Below are 17,815 nucleotides of genomic sequence, written 5' to 3' on the forward strand. Positions count from 1 at the left end.
TAAGCACGCCGCCAGCGTTCGTCCTGAGCCAGGATCAAACTCTCCGTAGATGATTTGATCGCAGCTGAGAACCGCGAGCTGACACTCGCGATATCAATCAACCAAAGGAATCCCAGCCCCAACCACACAGTGGCCAGGGCACGGGGTATTACTTGGCACTGACTTTCGGCACGCTGTTGAGTTCTCAAGGAGCGGACGCGCAAGAACTAGACCCTCGCGGGCTTCGTCCCTGGCTGGATGTCCAACTCTACGCCGGTTTCCAGTGACCCGCTACCCGGGCCCCGGTCCGGCGGCCCTTCCGGGCCGCGCGGCGCAAAGAGAAAGTTACACGGCGCCCAGGGGCGGGTCAAACCCGGGGTCCGTGACGCCCGACACGCTGCGGCCACGCCCCCGACATCGACCGTTCACACGGGGCGCGGCGGCCTCAGCCGGCCCGGCGCACGCCCGCGATCGACCGCTTCCCCCTGCGAAGGACGAGCCACCCCCCGGGCAGCCAGGCCCCCTGCGCCGGCACGGCGTCGGCATCGGTGATCCGCTCGTTGTTGAGGTAGGCGCCGCCCTCCTTCACCGTGCGCCGCGCCTCGGACAGGCTGCCCACGAGCCCCGTCTGCTGCAGGAGCTGGGCGATCGTCGGCACGTCGCCGCCCACGGTGGTGCTCCCGGCCTCCTCCAGCGCGGCCGTCAGGGTGGCTGCGTCGAGGGAGGCGAGGTCGTCCCGGCCGAACAGCGCCCGCCCGGCTGCCTCGGCCTGGCGGAGCTGCTCGGGGCCGTGCACGAGGAGGGTCAGCTCCTCGGCCAGCGCCCGCTGCGCCGCCCTGGCTGCCGGCCGCTCGAGGCTCTCGGTCACCAGGGCCGCCACCTCCTCGGCGGGACGCTCGGAGTAGAGGGGCAGCCACGCGCGGGCGTCGGCGTCCTCGGCGTTCAGCCAGAACTGGAAGAAGGCGTACGGCGACGTGAGCTTCGGGTCCAGCCACACCGCCCCGCCTTCGGACTTCCCGAACTTGGTGCCGTCGGCCTTGGTCACCAGGGGGGTGCTCAGCGCGTGCACCCGCGCACCCTCGGTCCGCCGGACCAGGTCGATGCCCGCGGTGAGGTTGCCCCACTGGTCGGAGCCGCCGGTCTGCAGCGTGACCCCGTGCCGCCGGTGCAGCTCCCGGTAGTCGTTGGCCTGCAGGATCTGGTAGCTGAACTCGGTGTAGCTGATGCCCGCCTCCGAGTTCAGCCGGGCCGACACCGCCTCCTTGGCCAGCATCTGGCTGACCCGGAAGTGCTTGCCGAGCTCGCGGAGGAAGTCGATCGCCGACACCGGGGCGGTCCAGTCCAGGTTGTTCACGTAGATCGGGGGGCGCGCCCCCTCCGCCTCCGCAGGCAGCTCCAGGAAGGGTGCGACCTGCTCGCGGATGCGCTCCACCCACGTGGCGACGGTGTCGCGGTCGTTGAGCTGGCGCTCGGAGGACGGGCGCGGGTCACCGATCAGGCCGGTCGCCCCGCCCACGAGCACCACGGGCTGGTGCCCGGCCCGCTGGAGGGCGCGCAGGACCATGAACTGGAGCAGGTGCCCGACGTGCAGGCTCTGCGCGGTCGGGTCGAAGCCGGCGTAGTACGCGACCGGACCCTCGGCGAGATGGGCGCGCAGCGCGGCCTCGTCGGTGCTCTGGGCGATCAGCCCGCGGCGGTGCAGCTCGTCGATCACTCCGGGCTCGGTTGAGGGGGTCACGGGGGTCCATCCTGCCCGGCGCGCCTGCGCCGCGGCTTCCCACCCGCCCGGAACGGGCTCACCGACGGAGCGCCGGTCTCCCAGAAGCGCCACGGGAGCTCGGCGGCCACGCTGATGCCGACCCGCGGTCCGGCGGAGACGGCGGCCGGCGCCGACCCCCGGTGCAGCCGCACGGGCGAGCCCGGGTCCAGCAGGTCGGTGCCGAGATCGGCGCGCCCGATGCCCAACGCCTGGGTGAGCCGGGCGGGTCCACCGGCGAGGTCGCGCGGGGTGCGGGCGGAGGGTCGGCGCGCGCGGGCCAGCTCCTCCCCCACGACCACCTCACCGGCGCGCAGCAGCACCGCCTCGCCGTCGCCCTCGGGGCCCACCACGACATTGGCGCACCAGTGCACGCCGTAGGAGAAGTACACGTAGAGCCGCCCGGGTGGTCCGAACATGATCGCCGCCCGCGGCGTCGGGCCCCGGTGCGAGTGCGCCGCGGGATCGATCCCGGACCCCGAGTAGGCCTCGACCTCGGTCAGCCGTAGCGCGACCGTGCCCTCGGGGCGCTCGGTGACCACCCAGCAGCCGAGCAGCGAGCGGGCGACGACGTCGACCGGCCCGAGCAGGTCCTCCGCGCGGACGAGGGGGCCGGGCCCGGGCCGGGCGGGGTGGGACGACACGCTCAGAGGGCCGGCGCCACCGGCGACGACGACGCCCAGCGCCCGTGCTCGGAGGCGAGGTCCTTCAGCGTCGCGAGCTGCTCGGCGACCCGCTCGGGCGCCGTCCCGCCCCGGGTGCTGCGGGCGGCCAGCGCGCCGCGGACCGACAGGACCGAGCGCACGTCGGGGGTCAGCCGCTCGTCGATGCCGGCCAGCTGGTCGTCGTCGAGCTGGTCGAGCTCCAGGCCCGCCTCCTCGCTGAAGGCGACCATCGCACCGCTGATCTCGTGCGCCGAGCGGAACGGCACTCCCTGGCGCACCAGCCACTCCGCGACGTCGGTGGCGAGCGCGAAGCCCTGCGGTGCGGCGGCCTCGAGCACCTCGGGGCGGAGCGTGAGCGTCGCGATCATCCCGGAGACCGCGGGCAGCAGGAGGAGCAGCTGGTCCATGGAGTCGAAGACCGGCTCCTTGTCCTCCTGCAGGTCCCGGTCGTAGGCGAGCGGCAGACCCTTGAGCATGGTGAGGATGCCGGTCAGGTTGCCGACGAACCGGCCGGACTTGCCCCGCGCCAGCTCGGCGATGTCGGGGTTCTTCTTCTGCGGCATGATCGACGAGCCGGTGGCCCAGGCGTCGTCGAGCCGGGCCCAGCCGAACTCGGTCGACGTCCAGAGCACGACCTCCTCGCCCAGCCGGGAGAGGTGCACGCCGAGCAGCGCGGCGACGAAGCAGAACTCCGCGGCGAAGTCGCGGTCGCTCACGCCGTCGATGGAGTTGTCCGAGGCGCGGTCGAACCCGAGCTCGGCGGCGACGGCGTCGGGGTCCAGGGGCAGCGAGGAGCCGGCGAGGGCGCCGGAGCCGTAGGGGCTCACGGCCGCGCGCTTGTCCCAGTCGATCAGCCGGTCGACGTCGCGGGCGAAGGAGTGGGCGTGCGCGAGCAGCTGGTGGCTGATGAGCACCGGCTGGGCGTGCTGCAGGTGCGTCATCCCCGGGGCCGCGACGTCGCGGTACCGCTCGGCCAGGCCGAGCAGCGCGAACTCCAGGGAGGAGAGCTCGCCGACCAGCGCCCGCACGGTGTGACGCAGGTAGAGCCGCAGGTCGGTGGCGATCTGGTCGTTGCGGCTGCGGCCGGCGCGCAGCTTGCCGCCGAGCGCGCCGAGCTTCTCGGTGAGGCCGCGCTCCAGGGCCTCGTGCACGTCCTCGTCGCTCTCGATCGCGGTGAACGTGCCGGCCTCGACCTCGTCCGAGAGCTCGCGCAGTGCGCCGAGCATCTGCTCCAGCTCGTCGTCGGTGAGCAGACCGGCGCGGTGCAGCACGCGGGCGTGCGCGCGCGATCCGGCCAGGTCGAACGGAGCCAGCTGCCAGTCGAAGTGGGTCGACTTGGACAGCGCCGCCATCGCCGGCGACGGGCCACCGCCGAACCGTCCGCCCCAGAGGCGGGTCTGCGATCCAGGTGCCGTGCTGCTCACGTGCCGGGTTCCTCTTCCAGGTCGGCGCTCAGTTCGGGATAGACGGCCGGCGTGCGCTGCGCGAGCGCCCGCAGCCGGTCGGCCAGGGCCGGCCCCCCGTCGGGCGCGCGGGAGACGACCAGCAGAGTGTCGTCCCCCGCGATGGTGCCGAGCACGTCGGGGAGGCCGACCTTGTCCAGCGCGGAGGCCAGGAACTGCGCCGCGCCGGGCGGTGTCCGAAGGACCGCCAGGTTGGCGCTGCCCTCGGCTCCGGTCAGCAGGTCGGCGAGCAGGCGGGTGAGCCGGGCGGGCGCGGCCTGCGCCGGGCGCAGCGGCGCGTTCTCCGGCGGCAGCACGTAGGACGCCGGAGCGCCGTCGGAACCGCGCAGCTTCACCGCGCCGAGCTCCTCCAGGTCCCGCGAGAGCGTCGCCTGGGTGACCTCGATGCCCGACTCGGCCAGCAGCACGGCCAGCTGCGTCTGCGAGGTGATCGCCCGCGCCTCGATCAGCTCGCGGATCCGTGCCTGGCGCGCCGAGCGGGTGAGGGCGGAGGTCACGCGCGCCCTCCGGGACGGACGGGCCCGGTCACGACCGCTCCAGGAGCCACGCGAGCAGCGCCTTCTGGGCGTGCAGCCGGTTCTCCGCCTCGTCCCAGACCGCGCTCTGCGGGCCGTCGATCACCTCTGCGGCGATCTCCTTGCCGCGGTAGGCCGGGAGGCAGTGCAGGACGACGGCGTCGTCGGCGGCGCGGGCGAGGGCGGCGCCGTCCAGCGCATAGGGCAGGAACGGTGCGACGCGCGCGTCGTACTCGTCCTCCTGCCCCATCGACACCCAGGTGTCGGTGACCAGCACGTCGGCGCCCTCGGCGGCCTGCGCGGCGTCGGCGGTCCAGGCCACCGAGCCCCCGGTCCCCGCCGCGATCTTCGCTGCGCGGTCGAGGACCGCCGGGTCCGGCCGGAACGACTCCGGTGAGCCGATCCGCACGTGCATGCCGGCGGTGGCGCCGCCGAGCAGGTAGGAGTGCGCCATGTTGTTGGCGCCGTCACCGAGGTAGGTCATCGAGCGCCCGGCCAGCGAGCCCTTCCGCTCGATCACCGTCTGCAGGTCGGCCAGGATCTGGCAGGGGTGGTACTCGTCGGTGAGCGCGTTGACCACGGGCACCCGGCTCACCGACGCCATCGCCTCGATGCGGTCCTGGCCGAAGGTCCGCCAGACGATCGCGGCGGCCTGGCGGTCGAGCACCCGGGTGGTGTCCTCGATCGGCTCGCCGCGTCCCAGCTGGCTGCTGCCGGCGTCGATGACCAGCGGGTACCCGCCGAGCTCGGCGACGCCGACGGAGAACGACACCCGGGTGCGGGTGGAGGGCTTGTCGAACAGCACCGCCACGGCCCGGGGCACCCCGTTGGCCGCGCGCAGCGGGGTGGGCGCCTCGGCGGTGTGCCGGGTCGCCTTGAGCGAGGCGGCCAGGGCGAGCACCTCGGCCTGCTCGGCCGGGGTGAGGTCGTCGTCCTTGAGGAAGTGCCGGGTCACTGGTGGTTCTCCATCGCGGTGTCGAGGGCGGCAGGGAGCCCGGCCACGAAGGCGTCCACCTGCTGGTCGGTCAGGACGAGCGGCGGCGCGAGCCGGAGCACGCCCGGCGCGACGGCGTTGGTCAGGAAGCCGGCGGCCCGCAGCGTGGTCTCCAGCGGCGCGGCGACGTCGGCGGTGAGGACGACGCCGAGCAGCGCGCCCCTCCCCCGGACCCCGCTGATGCCCGGGTGCCCGAGCGCCTCGATGCCGGCGGTGAACCGGTGCTCGAGCTCCTTGGCCCGCTCCAGCAGGCCCTCGTCGCGGATGGTGTCGAGGACGGCCAGAGCGGCGGCGGCGGCGATCGGGTTGCCGCCGAAGGTGGAGCCGTGCGAGCCGGCCGTCAGCAGGTCGGCCGCCTCGCCGAAGGCGAGCATCGCCCCGATCGGCAGCCCACCGCCGAGCGCCTTGGCCAGCGTGACGACGTCGGGGTGCAGGCCGTCGGCCTGGTGGGCGAACCACGAGCCGGTGCGGCCGATGCCGGTCTGCACCTCGTCGACGGCGAACAGCGCCCCGGCACCGGACGCCGCCGCGGCGGCGGCGGCGAGGTAGCCGGCGGGCGCGGGCAGCACGCCGCCCTCCCCCAGCATCGGCTCGAGCAGCACCATGGCGGTCTGCTCGGAGACCGCCGTGGCCAGCGCCGCCTCGTCGCCGTAGGGCACGTAGGAGACCCCGCCCGGCAGCGGCGCGAACGCGGCCGCCTTCGACGGCTGACCGGTGAGCGCCAGGGCGCCCATGGTCCGGCCGTGGAAGGCGCCCTCTGCGGTGATCACCTGCGAGCGGCCGGTGAGCCGGCTGAGCTTGAAGGCCGCCTCGTTGGCCTCGGCGCCGGAGTTGCAGAAGAACACCCGTCCGGGCCGGCCGGCGAGCTCCAGCAGCCGCTCGGCGAGCTGGATCCCGGGTTCGTGCATGGCCAGGTTGGAGACGTGGCCCAGCTTCGCCGCCTGCGTGGTGATCGCCTCGACCACCTTGGGGTGGGCGTGGCCGAGGATCGTCGTGGCGATGCCGCCGAGCAGGTCGGTGTACTCGCGGCCGTCGACGTCCCAGACCTGCGCTCCGGCGCCGTGGTCGAGCGCGACCGGCGGCGCCTTGTAGTTGTTCATCATCACGGCCGACCAGCGGCGGGCCAGCTCCTCGGTGTGCGTCGTCATGCTGTGCCCTCCTTCTGGTCCCTCGCCGGGACGACCATCGTCCCGGTGCCCTCGGTGGTGAACGTCTCCAGGAGCAGGGCGTGCGGCGTCCGGCCGTCGACGACGGTCGCCCGCTTCACCCCGCCCTCGACCGCGCGCAGGCAGGCGGCCATCTTCGGGATCATCCCGGCGTCCAGCGTGGGCAGGATCTCGGCCAGCTCGCGGGCGTCGATCTGCTGCACCAGCGACCCGCGGTCGGGCCAGTCGGCGTAGAGGCCCTCGACGTCGGTGAGCACGACGAGCTTGACCGCGCCCAGCGCCGCGGCCAGCGCCGCGGCCGCGGTGTCGGCGTTGACGTTGTGGACGACGCCGTCGGCGTCCGGCGCGACGCTCGCGACGACGGGGATGTGCCCGGCGTCCAGCAGCGCGGTGACCGGGGTGGTGTCGACCGCGGCGATGTCGCCGACGAGCCCGACGTCGACCGGCGCGCCGTCCACGACCGCCGTGGTCCGCCGGGCCGTGAACAGCCCGCCGTCCTCGCCGGAGAGGTGCACCGCCATCGGGCCGTGCTGGTTGATCAGCCCGACGATGTCGGGGCCCACCTGGCCGGTGAGCACCATGCGGACGACGTCGATGGTCTCCGGCGTGGTCACCCGCAGGCCCCCGCGGAACTCGCTGGTGATGCCGAGCTTGGCCAGCATGGCGTTGATCTGCGGCCCGCCGCCGTGCACGACGACGGGGAGGATGCCGCAGGTCCGCAGGAAGACCATGTCCTCGGCGAACGCCCGGCGGCAGGTGTCGTCGACCATGGCGTGCCCGCCGTACTTGATGACGACGACCTTGCCGTGGAACTCCTTGAGCCAGGGCAGCGCGCCGGTGAGCACGGCGACCTTCGCGGCGTCGCCCTCGGGGTCCTTGGTGCGCATGACCCGGCTGGTGCCGACCCGGCGGGGCAGCCTGGGCGGGGGCGCCGGCTCGTCGATCCGCACGTCCGGGGGCGTGGGGTCCTGAGGTGCAGCGTCCTGAGGTGCGGGGTCCTGGTGCTCGCTCATGTGGAGTAGGCCGAGTTCTCGTGCACGTAGGCGATGGACAGGTCGTTGGTCCAGATGGTGGCCTGCTCGGCGCCGGCGCGGAGGTCGACGTCGATGGTGATCTCCCGGCCGGTGAGGTCGACGCCCTCCCGCGGGTCGCCGATCGCGCCGCCCCGGCAGACGGTGACGCCGTTGATGGTGACGTCGACCTGGTCGGGCTCGAACGCGGCGTCGGTGGTGCCGATCGCCGCCAGCACCCGGCCCCAGTTCGGGTCGTTGCCGAACAGCGCGGTCTTGAGCAGGTTGTTGCGGGCGCAGGCCCGGCCGGCGGTGAGGGCGTCCTCGACGGTCGCGGCGTTGCGGACGGTGATGGCGATGTCCTTGGTCGAGCCCTCGGCATCGGCCAGCAGCTGCATCGCGAGGTCGGTGCAGGCGGCGGTCAGCGCCTCGGTGAGCTCCGCCTCCGTGGGGGCGGAGCCGCTCGCGCCGTTGGCCAGGGCGATGACGGTGTCGTTGGTGGACAGACAACCGTCGGAGTCCACGCGCTCGAAGCTGACAGCGGTCGCCGCCTTCAGCGCCCGCTGCAGGGCGTCGGGGTCGGCGGCGGCGTCGGTGGTCAGCACGACGAGCATCGTGGCCAGGCTCGGGGCGAGCATGCCGGCGCCCTTGGCCATCCCGCCGACGGTCCAGCCGCCCCGCTCCTGCGCCGTCGTCTTGGGCACGCTGTCGGTGGTCATGATCGCCCGGGCCGCGTCGGCCCCGCCGTCCTCGGTCAGCCCCTTCACCGCGGCGGTGACGCCGGCGGTCAGCCTGTCCATGGGCAGCCGGACCCCGATGAGGCCGGTGCTGGCGACCGCGACGTCGACCGCGCCGATGTCCAGCTGCGCGGCGGCATGCTCGGCGGTGGCGTGGGTGTCCTGGAAGCCCTCCGGCCCGGTACAGGCGTTGGCGCCGCCGGAGTTGAGGACAACGGCCCGGCAGCGCCCGCCGGCCAGCACCTGGCGGCTCCACAGCACCGGCGCGGCCGGGAAGCGGTTGGTCGTGAAGACGGCGGCCGCGGCGTCGTCCGGGCCGGTGTTGAGGACGACGGCGACGTCGCGGTCGCCGCTGGACTTCAGGCCGGCGGCCACGCCGGCGGCGGCGAAGCCCTTCGGTGCCGTGCACGTCATGGCGCTACTCCTACGACCGGCAGGCCGGTGGTCTCGGGCAGGCCCAGGGCGAGGTTGGCGCACTGGATCGCCGCTCCCCCGGTGCCCTTGGTCAGGTTGTCGACGGCCGCCACGACGACCAGCCGGTTCGCGTCGGCGTCCACGGCCAGCTGCAGGGCGACGGTGTTGGCGCCGAGCACCTGCGCCGTGGTGGGCCACTGCCCCTCGGGCAGCAGGTGGATGAACGGCTCGTCGGCGTAGGCCTGCTCGTACGCCGCGCGCGCGGCGGCCGCGTCGGTGCCGGGCGTCAACGGGGCCGAGCAGGTGGCGAGGATGCCCCGGCTCATCGGCACCAGGGTCGGGGTGAAGCTGACGCCCACCGGCGCACCGGCGGCCTGCGAGAGGCCCTGGATCATCTCCGGCGTGTGCCGGTGCACTCCCCCGACGCCGTAGGCGCTCGCCGCGCCCATGACCTCGCTGCCGAGCAGGTGCGGCTTGGGCGACTTGCCGGCGCCGCTGGTGCCGCTGGCGGCGACCACGACGACGTCGGGCTCGACCAGGCCGGCGGCCAGCGCCGGGGCCAGCGCGAGGGTGACCGAGGTCGGGTAGCAGCCCGGGACGGCGATCCGCGTCGCGTCGGTCAGCGTCTCGCGCTGCCCTGGCAGCTCGGGCAGGCCGTAGGGCCAGGTGCCGGCGTGCACGCCGCCGTACCAGCGCGCCCAGGCGGCGGGGTCGTTCAGCCGGTGGTCGGCGCCGCAGTCGATGACCAGGGTCTCCGCCGGGAGTTGGTCGGCGATGGCTGCGGACTCGCCGTGGGGCAGCGCCAGGACGACGACGTCGTAGCCGACGAGGCTCGCCGCGTCGCTGGGCTGGACGACCATGTCGGCGAAGGGCAGCAGGTGGGGTTGCAGCTCACCCAGGCGTCGGCCGGCGCTCGAGTTGGCGTGCACCCCGGCCAGCCGGAGGTTCGGGTGCCCGGCCAGCAGCCGGCACACCTCGCCCCCCGCGTACCCGGTGGCGCCGGTGACCCCGACCGTCCACGTCTGCGCTGCGCTCACAATGCATGACCATACACGACCATGCATGACCGTTCATGCGGGTTCCCCGGACCCGGGCGTCATCTCGCGCCGCCGACGTCGTCGAGCGCCCCCAGCACCGCCGGCCAGGCGGCGCTGCGCGGATCGACCACCGCGAAGTGACCGGCCGGCACCGTGGTGAGCACCGCGGCCGGGTGGCGCCGGGCGTAGGACTCGGCGACCTCCCGCGGGACGATGCGGTCGCCCGTCCCGTGCACGATGCGCACCCGGCCCCGGGGCGCGGGCAGCCGGACGGGGTCCAGGTCGGGCCGCGCCACGGCGTCGTCCCCCAGGAAGGAGGCGACCGCGTCGCCGTCCAGGCCCAGGACCTGGGCCCGCTGCAGGTCCGCGACCGGCGCGAGCGCCACGACCCCGGCCGGGGTGTCCGGGGGCTGGACCGTGGCGGCAGCCAGCAGCGCGAGGTGCCCGCCGGCGGAGTGCCCGGTGAGCACGAGGCGCCGCCCGGGCCGGCCGGGGAGCTCCTCCGCCCGGGCCGCCCAGCGCACCGCCGCGTCCACGTCGCCGACGGTCAGGTCGGGGCGGCCGGGCACGCGCCGGTACTCGGGGGTCACCGTCGTCCACCCGGCGGCGGCCAGCGCCTCGGTCATCGGCCGCAGGTGCACGCGGTCGTACGCCGGCCGCCAGAACCCGCCGTGGAGCACGACCAGCAGCGGCCGGTCGCCCCGGGCGCACCGGCCGAAGCGGACGTCGGCCACCTGGTCCGGGCCCGGCCCGTAGGTCAGGACGGCGTCCGGCGCGGAGGCCGGCCGGGTCAGGACCGACCGGTCCTCACCTCCGGCGCCTGCCCGGCCGCGCAGACTGGTCATGCGGTAGTACTACCGGACCGCGGAACGCGTCACCGGATCCGGGAGGAGCGGCGCCATGGCGATCGAGGACGGGGTCCGGCCGCTCGAGGAGGGCGTGCAGACCGACTTCAGCGCACGGATGAGCTACGGGGGCTACCTCGGGCTGGACACCCTGCTGTCGGTGCAGCGCCCGATCAGCGACCACCACGACGAGCCACTGTTCATCATCCAGCACCAGACCACCGAGCTGTGGCTGAAGCTGGCGCTGCACGAGCTGCGCGCGGTCCGCGCGGACTTCGACCGCGACGACGTCCAGCACGCCCGCAAGGGCCTGGCGCGGGTCAAGCACATCCTGCGCACCATCACCGAGCAGTGGTCGGTCCTCGCGACCCTGACCCCTAGCGAGTACGCCGAGTTCCGCGGCGTGCTGGGCAACTCCTCGGGCTTCCAGTCCTACCAGTACCGGGCCGTGGAGTTCCTGCTCGGCAACAAGAACGAACGCATGCTGGCGGTCTTCGCCGCCGAGCCGGCCGCTCAGGAACTGCTCACCGAGCTGCTGGACTCGCCGACGGTCTACGACGCCTTCCTGCGGTTCCTGGACCGCCGGGGGCACCCCGTGCCGGAGGAGGTGCTGCACCGCGACGTCCGGCAGGCGTGGGTCGAGACCCCGGCGCTGCTGCCGGTGTACCGCACGATCTACGGGGACACCGAGGCGCACTGGGCGGAGTACGCCACCTGCGAGGACCTGGTGGACCTGGAGGACGGCGTCCAGCTGTGGCGGTTCCGGCACCTGCGCACGGTCCAGCGCACCATCGGGTTCGCCACGGGCACCGGGGGGAGCTCGGGGGTGGACTTCCTCCGGCGCGCCCTGGACCTGACCTTCTTCCCCGAGCTCTACACGGTCCGGTCCGGGATCGGTGCCTGATCCCGTGACCGCTGCCTCGATGGGTCGCGAGCCATCGCCCGACGTGCTGGACCTGCTCCCGGCCGGGGTCACCGAGCGGGCGGCCCAGCTCGACCGGCTCGACCCGCTGGCAGACCTCCGGGACGAGTTCGTCCTGCCCGAGGGCGTGGTCGCCTACCTCGACGGGAACTCGCTCGGCCGTCCGCTGAGGGTCACCCGCGACCGGCTCACCCGTTTCGTCGACGGCGAGTGGGGTGAGCGGCTCATCCGGGCGTGGGACGAGCACTGGATGGACCGCCCCACGGCCGTGGGCGATGCCATCGGCCGGGTCGTGCTCGGGGCGGCGCCGGGGCAGACGGTCGTCGGCGACTCGACCACGGTCATGCTCTACAAGCTGCTCCGGGCGGCGCTGGACGCCCGTCCCGACCGGGCGGAGATCGTCGCCGACACCGAGAACTTCCCGACCGACCGGTTCGTCCTCGACCGGGTCGCCGCGGAGACCGGCCGCACCGTCCGCTGGATCGAACCCGACCCGGCGACGGGCGTGCAGCCGGCGGAGGTGACCGGGCTGCTGAGCGACCGGACGGCGCTGGTGCTGCTCAGCCACGTCGCCTACAAGTCCGCCTACATCGCCGACGTCCCGGCCATCACGGCGGCCGCCCACGAGGCCGGGGCGCTGGTGCTGTGGGACCTCTCCCACTCCGCGGGCGCGGTCGACGTGCGGCTGGACGCCGACGAGGTCGACCTCGCCGTGGGCTGCAGCTACAAGTTCCTGAACGGCGGGCCGGGCGCCCCGGCCTTCGGCTACGTGGCCCGGCGGCTGCAGGAGGACCTGGTGCAGCCGATCACCGGGTGGATGGGCGCCGCGGACCCGTTCGCGATGGGGCCGGAGTACGTGCCGGCGGCCGGCATCCGCCGGTTCCTCAGCGGTACGCCGCCGATCCTCGGGATGATCCCGGTCGAGGACATGCTGGCGTTGATCGACCGGGCGGGGATGCCGGCGGTCCGGGCCAAGTCGGTCGAGCTGACGGAGTTCGCGATCGCCGTGGCCGACGAGGTCCTGTCCCCGCTGGGCGTGACGGTCGCCTCCCCGCGGGATCCGGAGCGCCGGGGCGCGCACGTGACCCTGGAGCACGACGCGATGAAGACGGTCGTGGCGGAGCTGTGGCGGCGGGGCGTCATCCCGGACTTCCGGCGGCCACGCGGGCTGCGGGTCGGCCTCTCCCCGCTGAGCACGAGCTTCACCGAGGTCGCCACCGCGCTGGCGCACGTGCGGCAGATCCTGGCCGACCCGGCCGGCTGACGGGTCGGCGCCGGCCCCGACCCGGTCAGGCGGTTCTCACGGCCGGGCCCTGCGCCGGAGACGGCCGGCACCTCGCTGGGGACCGGAGGTCAGGTCGGGAGCGACCGCGCCCGGTGGGTCCACGAGGCCACCGCGGCGGCCAGCAGGAGCAGCGACGGCAGCAGGAGGGCCAGCCCGATCCCCAGGCCGTTCAGCAACGACCACCCGACGGACACGGCCGCCAGCACGACCAGGACCGCGGGCGCCCGCCGGGACGCCGTCGCGCTCTCCACCCACAGGGCGAGCGCCGCGCACGCCAGCGGGACGCCGAAGAGCAGGAACGCGAACGCCCCGCTGTCCGCCCACACCATCCGCCACAACCAGGCGGTCACCGCGACGAGGCACCCGAGCGAGAAACTGATCAGCATCCGCGCACCCGAGGAACCAGCGGTCATGACACATCTCCCGACCGGCCCGGGGTCGGCACCGTCGCGCCGGTACCGCACCGTGGCACTCCGGTGCGGCGCGGTCAACGGTCGTGTGCCCGCTCCGGGAGAGGTCAGGCCACCGGGTCGTCGTCGCCGTAGGGGCGCAGGCGGAGCTGGCGCGCGGCGTCCTCCGGGGTCACCGAGCCGACGACGTCGAGGTCGTCGGCGCCCGCGCGCAGGAACCGGCCCGACCACTGGTCCAGCTCGCCGGCCGCGATCGCCGCGACCAGCTCGACCACCTTCTCGGGCGGCGTCCAGTCGGTGTAGCCCTCCCACATGCGCATCGACCGGGTCATCGGGGTGTCCACGACGCCCGGTGACAGGTCGAAGGCGCGCACGTCGGTGCCCTCCAGGGCGCCGGCCAGGGCCTCGGTCATCCGCATGAGACCGGTCTTGGCCACCGAGTAGGCGGAGTACTCCGGCCGCGCCCGCACGCTCATCCCGCTGGCGATGTCCACCACCCGACCGCGGTTGCGCAGCACCATCCACGGCACCACGGTCCGCGCCAGCAGGAAGCCGCCCTTGATGTGGCTGGTGACGACGTCCCACCACTGGTCGGGGTCGGCCTCCCAGAGCGGCACCTCGAGCTCGTCGATCAGCCCCGCGTTGTTGACCAGCAGCTCGACCGGGCCGAGCTCCTCGCGGACCCGGCCCACGGCTTCCTCCACCGAGGCCCGGTCGGTGACGTCGGCGGCGACGGCGAGGGTCCGGGCACCGGTGGCCTCGGCGACCTCGGCCATGGCGGTGCGCAGCCGGTCCTCGGTGCGTGCCAGCCCGGCCACGGCCATGCCGCGCGCGGCGAGGCCCTCGACCAGGTGCCGCCCGATCCCGGTGGACGCGCCCGTGACCAGTGCCACCGAACCCGACAGGACGGCCCCGTCGCGGGGAGGACGGGGTCCTTCGTCAGCCACGGAGCTGCGCTCCGTTCGCGACGACGGCGGCGGCGACCGCGGCGTCGAAGGCGACCCGCGCCTCATCGCTGGTCAGCGTCCGGTCCGGCGCGCGGAACGTCAGGGAGTACGCCAGCGACTTCTGCCCCTCGGGCACCGAGCTGCCGGTGTAGACGTCGAACAGCCGCAGGTCCTCCAGCAGCTCGCCCGCCCCGCTCCGCAGCACCGCCTGCACCCGGGCCTCGGGCTCCGTCTCCGGCACGAGCAGCGCGAGGTCCATGCGGACCGGCGGGAAGGCGGAGATCGACCGCGCCTGAGGCACAGGCGGCACGGGCAGCGCGTCGGCGTCGAGCTCCATCGCCGACGTGCGGGCCGGCAGCCCCAGCGCCTCGCAGACCTTGGGGTGCAGCTCGCCGGCGTACCCGACGACCCGGTCGGCGACGAGCAGCGCGGCGCACCGGCCCGGGTGCCAGGGCGCCCGCTCGGCCTGCTCGACGGTGAGCTCGGCGCCGGCTGCCTCGGCCACGGTGCGGGCGGCCTGCACGGCGTCGGCCCACTCGGCCGGCCGGCCCGACCCCCACCAGCCGCGGGGCTCGCGCTGCCCGGTGAGGACGACGGCGACGTGCCACGGCTGCGCCGGCACCGCACCCAGCAGGGCGGCCAGCGTCGCGTCGTCCGGGCGGCGGTCGGCGCCGGGCAGCGGGGCGGCGGCGCCGCTCCCGCCGGGGAAGACCGAGCCGTGCTCGAAGAGGGCGACGTCGCGGAGCCCGCGGGCCAGGTTGCGGCCCAGGGCGGCGAGCAGCCCGGGCAGCAGCGTGGTCCGCAGCGCCGGCGCCTCCTCCGACAGCGGGTTGCGGACGGTGATCACCCGGCGGCGGTCGTCGTCGGCGGGCAGGCCGAGCGCATCGAGCTGCGCCGTCCCCACGAAGGGGAACGCGGGGGCCTCCACGTAGCCGGCGTGGGCCAGCGCCCGGCCGATGCTGCGCCGCCGCCGCTGCCGCTCGGTGAGCCCGCCACCCGGCGGGGCGGTGGGCAGGATCGAGGGGATCTCGTCGAACCCGCGGAACCGCACGACCTCCTCCACCAGGTCGGCCGGCTCCTGCAGGTCGCCGCGCCACGATGGCGGGGTGACGCGCAGCGCGTCCCCGTCGCCGCTCACCTCGGCGCCGACGGCGGTGAGCACCTCGAGCACCTGGGCCCGGGTGTAGGGAACACCGGCGATCCGGCCGGGCAGCCCGGCATCCAGCGCGATCGCCGCGCGCGGCGCGCGGACGTCGACGTCCACCGGCGCGCCGACGACCCGCGCACCGCCGTGCTCGACGAGCAGCGCCGCCGCCCGGGCCAGGGCCACGACGGTGACCTCGGGATCGGTGCCGCGCTCGAAGCGCTTGCCGGCCTCGCTGGGCAGCCGGTGCCGGCGCACCCCGCGCGAGATGCCGTTCTGCTCCCAGTGCGCGGCCTCCAGCAGCACCGCGGTGGTGGCGTCCCCGATCTCGGTGGACGCCCCGCCCATGACGCCGGCCAGCCCGATCGGGCCGGACCCGTCGGTGATGAGCAGGTCGTCGTCGGTGAGCGCGCGGTCGGCGCCGTCCAGGGTGGTGAGCCGCTCCCCCGCCGTCGCCCGGCGGACCGCGATCGGGCCGGTGACGGCGGCGCGGTCGAAGGCGTGCATCGGCTGGCCGAGCTCGAGCATCACGTAGTTGGTGACGTCGACGGCGAGCGAGATGCTGCGGATCCCGCACTGCGCGAGCCGGCGGCGCAGCGGCCACGGGCTCGGCGCGGCCGGGTCGAGGTCCTCCAGGGCGAGCATGGAGAAGCGGTCGCAGCGGTCGGGGTCGGCGACGGTGACCTCCCACGCCGGGGCACCCGACCAGTCGGGCAGCGGCAGGTCGGCCGGATCACGCCAGGTCACGCCCAGCACGCCGGCCAGGTCGCGGGCGATCCCGCGCAGCGACATGGCGTAGCCGCGGTCCGGCGTCACCTCGAGGTCGAAGACGACGTCGTCCAGGCCGAGGACGTCGGCGGCGGGGGTGCCCGGCTCGTAGCCCTCCTGCCCCAGCACGAGGATCCCCGCGTGGTCCTCGCCGATGCCCAGCTCGCGGACCGAGCAGATCATCCCGTCGGAGACGTGGTCGTAGGTCTTCCGCGCGGCGATGGCGAAGTCCCCGGGCAGCACGGCGCCCGGGAGCGCGGCCACCACCAGGTCGCCGACGGCGAAGTTCCGGGCGCCGCAGACGATGCCCCTCGGCTCGCTCTCCCCCACCGCGACCTGGCAGTAGCGGATCGGCTTCTTGAAACCGGTGAGCTCCTCGATCTCGAGCACCCGGCCGACCACGAGCGGGCCGGTGGTCACCGGCGGGCGGACGACGTCCTCGACCTCGAAGCCCAGCCGGACGAAGGCGTCGTCGAGCTCCTCGACGGTGATGCCCGCCGGGAGGTCGACGAGCTCGGACAACCAGCTGACGGGGACCTTCACTGCTCAACTCCGAACGGCAGGGTGAAGCGGACGTCGGCCTCGGCGATGTCGTGCATGTCCGACACCGCGGAGCGGAACTGCAGGGCCCGCTCGATGCCCATGCCGAACGCGAACCCGGTGTACTCGTCGGGGTCGACCCCGCAGGCCCGCAGCACGCGGGGGTTCACCATCCCGCAGCCGCCCCACTCGACCCACTGCGGGCCGTCGCGGTGCTCGGGGAACCACACGTCGAACTCCGCCGACGGCTCGGTGAACGGGAAGAAGTGCGGCCGCCACCGGGTGCGCGCGTCCGGGCCGAACAGCTGGCGGGCCAGGTGGTCCAGGGTGCCGCGCAGGTGGGCCATGGTGAGCCCGCGGTCGACGGCCAGACCCTCGACCTGGTGGAAGACGGGCAGGTGCGTCGCGTCCAGCTCGTCGGTGCGGTAGACCCGGCCCGGGGCGACGACGTAGATCGGCGGCTGCCGGTCGAGCATGGTGCGCGCCTGGACGGGGCTGGTGTGCGTGCGCAGCACCAGGCCGGAGTCCTCGGGCGCGACGAAGAACGTGTCCGACAGCCACCGGGCCGGATGGTCGGGGCCGAAGTTCAGCGCGTCGAAGTTCAGCCACTCGGCCTCGAGCTCCGGGCCGTCGGCGACCTCGTACCCCATCCCGACGAAGACGTCGGCGATCCGGTCCATGAGGGTGGTGAGCGGGTGCCGTGCGCCGCGGGGGTTGCGGTCCCACGGCAGCGTGACGTCGACCTGCTCCTCGGCCAGCACGCGGGCGTCGCGCTCGGCCTCGAGCTCGGCCTTCCGCGCCTCGTAGGCCTCGGTCACCGCGACCCGGGCGGCGTTCACCCGCTTGCCGGCGTCGCTGCGCGCGGCCGGGGGCAGCGCGCCCAGCTCGCGGCGGGCGAGCAGCACGGGAGCGCGGTCGCCGAGGTGCGCCGGGCGGGCGGCGGCCAGCGCCTCCAGGTCCGCGGCCGCCGCGAAGGCCCCGAGCGCGGCCCGCACCGCCTCGTCGAGGGCCTCGGGCGAGAGGGCGGCGACCTGCTTGGGGTCGTAGGGATCGTTGGCGCCAGACACGGGGAGCCATTCTGCCCGCCCACCGCCTGCGCCCGCGCCTGGGTTCCGGTGCGAGGATGCCGGACGTCGCCGGAACCGGCGTCCAGGCTCACCCCGGCCCCGTCCAGAGGCTCGTGCCGAGCGGGCGAGGCGCGAGGGGGACGGGGTCCTT

The 17,815-nt window shown here is 74.7% G+C and carries 16 protein-coding genes; 2 read left to right on the forward strand and 14 right to left on the reverse strand.

The features are described from left to right. Positions 1 to 424: 424 nt before the first annotated feature. From tyrS to ACI79Q_RS14815, 10 genes are read right to left on the reverse strand one after another with little or no spacing between them, the layout of a single operon-like run. On the reverse strand, positions 425 to 1,717 hold the full coding sequence (gene tyrS / locus ACI79Q_RS14770) for a tyrosine--tRNA ligase (RefSeq protein ID WP_456591015.1): 1,293 nt from the start codon (positions 1,715 to 1,717) through the stop codon (positions 425 to 427). After that, positions 1,714 to 2,379, reverse strand: coding sequence for a DNA-3-methyladenine glycosylase (locus ACI79Q_RS14775; RefSeq protein WP_456614914.1), 666 nt, complete (start codon positions 2,377 to 2,379; stop codon positions 1,714 to 1,716). The genes tyrS and ACI79Q_RS14775 overlap by 4 nt, the downstream gene beginning before the upstream one ends. 2 nt (positions 2,380 to 2,381) lie before the next feature. After that, positions 2,382 to 3,824: an argininosuccinate lyase gene (argH, locus tag ACI79Q_RS14780; RefSeq protein WP_456614915.1), complete on the reverse strand. Its 1,443-nt coding sequence runs from the start codon at positions 3,822 to 3,824 to the stop codon at positions 2,382 to 2,384. Beyond that, positions 3,821 to 4,360 (reverse strand): arginine repressor, encoded by a 540-nt coding sequence (locus ACI79Q_RS14785; protein ID WP_456591018.1) that lies wholly within the window; start codon positions 4,358 to 4,360, stop codon positions 3,821 to 3,823. Before ACI79Q_RS14785 ends, argH begins: the two co-directional genes overlap by 4 nt. A gap of 28 nt (positions 4,361 to 4,388) precedes the next feature. Next, positions 4,389 to 5,333 (reverse strand): ornithine carbamoyltransferase, encoded by a 945-nt coding sequence (gene argF, locus ACI79Q_RS14790; RefSeq protein ID WP_456591019.1) that lies wholly within the window; start codon positions 5,331 to 5,333, stop codon positions 4,389 to 4,391. After that, on the reverse strand, positions 5,330 to 6,520 hold the full coding sequence (locus ACI79Q_RS14795) for an acetylornithine transaminase (RefSeq protein ID WP_456614916.1): 1,191 nt from the start codon (positions 6,518 to 6,520) through the stop codon (positions 5,330 to 5,332). The genes argF and ACI79Q_RS14795 overlap by 4 nt, the downstream gene beginning before the upstream one ends. Next, a complete protein-coding gene (argB, locus tag ACI79Q_RS14800; protein WP_456591021.1) occupies positions 6,517 to 7,488 on the reverse strand; it encodes an acetylglutamate kinase in 972 nt (323 codons plus the stop codon). The genes ACI79Q_RS14795 and argB overlap by 4 nt, the downstream gene beginning before the upstream one ends. Before the next feature lie 59 nt (positions 7,489 to 7,547). Next, a complete protein-coding gene (argJ, locus tag ACI79Q_RS14805; RefSeq protein WP_456599412.1) occupies positions 7,548 to 8,699 on the reverse strand; it encodes a bifunctional glutamate N-acetyltransferase/amino-acid acetyltransferase ArgJ in 1,152 nt (383 codons plus the stop codon). Further along, a complete protein-coding gene (argC, locus tag ACI79Q_RS14810; protein ID WP_456614917.1) occupies positions 8,696 to 9,736 on the reverse strand; it encodes an N-acetyl-gamma-glutamyl-phosphate reductase in 1,041 nt (346 codons plus the stop codon). Before argC ends, argJ begins: the two co-directional genes overlap by 4 nt. A 59-nt stretch (positions 9,737 to 9,795) precedes the next feature. After that, on the reverse strand, positions 9,796 to 10,581 hold the full coding sequence (locus ACI79Q_RS14815; protein WP_456599410.1) for an alpha/beta hydrolase: 786 nt from the start codon (positions 10,579 to 10,581) through the stop codon (positions 9,796 to 9,798). Between the two features lie 55 nt (positions 10,582 to 10,636). Between ACI79Q_RS14815 and ACI79Q_RS14820 the strand changes: the two genes are divergently transcribed. Together ACI79Q_RS14820 and ACI79Q_RS14825 are read left to right on the forward strand one after the other, a co-directional pair. Further along, a complete protein-coding gene (locus tag ACI79Q_RS14820; protein WP_456591030.1) occupies positions 10,637 to 11,485 on the forward strand; it encodes a tryptophan 2,3-dioxygenase in 849 nt (282 codons plus the stop codon). Between the two features lie 4 nt (positions 11,486 to 11,489). Further along, the gene (locus tag ACI79Q_RS14825) at positions 11,490 to 12,767 is read left to right on the forward strand and encodes a kynureninase (RefSeq protein ID WP_456614918.1); all 1,278 of its coding nucleotides are present in this window, start codon (positions 11,490 to 11,492) and stop codon (positions 12,765 to 12,767) included. 89 nt (positions 12,768 to 12,856) lie between these two features. Here ACI79Q_RS14825 and ACI79Q_RS14830 read toward each other — a convergent pair whose 3' ends face one another. The 4 genes from ACI79Q_RS14830 to pheS all read right to left on the reverse strand — a co-directional run bounded on the left by ACI79Q_RS14830 (position 12,857) and on the right by pheS (position 17,664). Then, positions 12,857 to 13,201, reverse strand: a complete 345-nt coding sequence (locus tag ACI79Q_RS14830) for a hypothetical protein (protein ID WP_456591032.1) — start codon at positions 13,199 to 13,201, stop codon at positions 12,857 to 12,859. Between the two features lie 104 nt (positions 13,202 to 13,305). Further along, on the reverse strand, positions 13,306 to 14,145 hold the full coding sequence (locus ACI79Q_RS14835) for an SDR family NAD(P)-dependent oxidoreductase (protein ID WP_456614919.1): 840 nt from the start codon (positions 14,143 to 14,145) through the stop codon (positions 13,306 to 13,308). Then, positions 14,138 to 16,600, reverse strand: coding sequence for a phenylalanine--tRNA ligase subunit beta (gene pheT / locus ACI79Q_RS14840; protein ID WP_456614920.1), 2,463 nt, complete (start codon positions 16,598 to 16,600; stop codon positions 14,138 to 14,140). Before pheT ends, ACI79Q_RS14835 begins: the two co-directional genes overlap by 8 nt. Beyond that, a complete protein-coding gene (gene pheS / locus ACI79Q_RS14845) occupies positions 16,597 to 17,664 on the reverse strand; it encodes a phenylalanine--tRNA ligase subunit alpha (RefSeq protein ID WP_456597939.1) in 1,068 nt (355 codons plus the stop codon). The genes pheT and pheS overlap by 4 nt, the downstream gene beginning before the upstream one ends. Positions 17,665 to 17,815 lie beyond the last annotated feature (151 nt).

Source organism: Blastococcus sp. SYSU DS0828, from assembly GCF_054050975.1.

Bases quoted from the DNA above. Each gene is read 5' to 3' on its own strand.
- argJ (WP_456599412.1), bottom strand. From the start codon at position 8,699: ATGACGTGCACGGCACCGAAGGGCTTCGCCGCCGCCGGCGTGGCCGCC.
- ACI79Q_RS14830 (WP_456591032.1), bottom strand. From the start codon at position 13,201: ATGACCGCTGGTTCCTCGGGTGCGCGGATGCTGATCAGTTTCTCGCTC.
- ACI79Q_RS14795 (WP_456614916.1), bottom strand. From the start codon at position 6,520: ATGACGACGCACACCGAGGAGCTGGCCCGCCGCTGGTCGGCCGTGATG.
- ACI79Q_RS14815 (WP_456599410.1), bottom strand. From the start codon at position 10,581: ATGACCAGTCTGCGCGGCCGGGCAGGCGCCGGAGGTGAGGACCGGTCG.
- ACI79Q_RS14820 (WP_456591030.1), top strand. From the start codon at position 10,637: ATGGCGATCGAGGACGGGGTCCGGCCGCTCGAGGAGGGCGTGCAGACC.